We start from the raw sequence: 1,053 nt of genomic DNA, 5'->3' as shown, positions 1-1,053 counted from the left end.
AGAAGAGGGATCTGATGACCCCGATCGCCCTCCCGCCGTCACCCTTGCTGGGTCACGACGCCATCCGGCGTGCCGATCAGCACCACGTCGGCGCCACGGTGGGCGAACAGGCCGTTGGTGACCACGCCCACTATGCTGTTGAGCTGGGTTTCCAGCTGCTTGGCGTCGGTGATGGCCATGCCCTTGACGTCCAGGATGATGTTGCCGTTGTCGGTGATCACCCCTTCACGCCAGACCGGGTTGCCGCCGAGCGCCCGGATCTCGCGGGCCACGTATTCGCGGGCCATGGGGATCACTTCCACCGGCAGCGGGAAGGTGCCGAGCACGTCCACCGTCTTGGTGTTGTCGATGATGCAGATGAACTGGTCGGCCACGGCGGCGACGATCTTCTCGCGGGTCAGGGCGGCGCCGCCCCCCTTGATCATGTCGCGGGTGGCGTTGATCTCGTCGGCGCCATCCACGTAGACGGAGAGGGTATCGACGTCGTTGAGGTCAAACACCGGGATGCCAAAGCCCTTGAGGCGCTCGGTGGAGGCGACGGAGCTCGATACCGCGCCCTTGATCTCGTCCTTCATGGTTGCCAGCGCATCGATGAAGTGGTTGACGGTGGAGCCGGTGCCCACACCGACGATGGAGCCGGGTACCACGTATTTGAGCGCAGCCCAACCGGCCGCCTTCTTCATTTCATCTTGAGTCATGATGGATCCTTATGGAAAAAGCGGGCGCATTATATCCAAGCCGCCTCCCCGGGGCGACCATGGCGCTCACGTTCCGGGGCAAAAATCCCCAAGATGTAAATCGTTTGCCTGTTTATTGAGCCGAGGGGCGGGGAAGGGGCGATCCCGCGCCGTCACGGGAAGAGCCAGCTGCGGCTGGGGGTGATGATCTGGGGCAGCGGCACGTCCCACTCCTCCCGGGGCACGGCCTCCACCTGCTGACAGTCGTGGGCAAGGCCGAGCGGTCTTGGGCCCAGTCCGTGCTCGTGCCAGCAGGCCAGGGTGCGATCGTAGTAGCCGCCCCCCATGCCGAGCCGGTTGCCCGCCTCATCGAAGG

At 64.7% G+C, this 1,053-nt stretch carries 2 protein-coding genes; both read right to left on the bottom strand.

All coding sequences use genetic code 11. The annotated features are described in order from the left end of the window. Positions 1-38 precede the first annotated feature (38 nt). Positions 39-698, bottom strand: a complete 660-nt coding sequence (gene rpiA / locus J9892_RS17410; RefSeq protein WP_042078150.1) for a ribose-5-phosphate isomerase RpiA — start codon at positions 696-698, stop codon at positions 39-41. A 152-nt stretch (positions 699-850) separates the two neighbouring features. Beyond that, positions 851-1,053, bottom strand: a 203-nt coding sequence (locus tag J9892_RS17405) for a 5-formyltetrahydrofolate cyclo-ligase (RefSeq protein ID WP_282598085.1), incomplete at its 5' end; no start/stop codon positions are given.

It is taken from the genome of Aeromonas sp. Prich7-2, assembly GCF_017939255.1.
Taxonomy (GTDB): Bacteria; Pseudomonadota; Gammaproteobacteria; order Enterobacterales; family Aeromonadaceae; genus Aeromonas; species Aeromonas caviae.
The sequence above is the reverse complement of the archived record's forward strand: the minus strand, read 5'-3'. Positions and strand labels throughout refer to the sequence as shown.

Excerpts from the sequence above, each read along its gene's own strand:
- rpiA (WP_042078150.1), bottom strand. The coding sequence starts at position 698 with ATGACTCAAGATGAAATGAAGAAGGCGGCCGGTTGGGCTGCGCTCAAA.